Raw genomic sequence first — 250 nt, 5'->3', positions numbered from 1 at the left:
AACAGATACACGATATCGTTCGTCCCTGCCATCTGGTACATGCTCTTCTTATGCTCACACTTCGCGCCGAACTCGAACTGCAGCTCTTCCTCCTTCAGCTCCTTCACATCCTCATACAGGATGCGCAATCGGTAGTGCATCTTCCCTTCGCTTCTGTCCACGACGCGCATCACGATGTTCTTCTGCTCTTCCTTCGCCTTTTCGATCAGTGCCGGATAGATCGTCAGATGCTCCTGCTTCTCCTCCCAGC

1 protein-coding gene is annotated in these 250 nt (G+C 52.8%); it reads right to left on the bottom strand.

The window, feature by feature from the left end; genetic code table 11:
• Positions 1 to 250 (bottom strand): hypothetical protein (locus NE665_RS24665; RefSeq protein ID WP_256302802.1); only part of this gene is annotated, 250 nt, incomplete at both ends.

Origin of the sequence: Clostridium sp. DFI.1.208, assembly GCF_024463855.1 — a bacterium.
In the GTDB taxonomy this organism is placed as follows: Bacteria; Bacillota_I; Bacilli_A; order Erysipelotrichales; family Erysipelotrichaceae; genus Clostridium_AQ.
The sequence above is the reverse complement of the archived record's forward strand: the minus strand, read 5'-3'. Positions and strand labels throughout refer to the sequence as shown.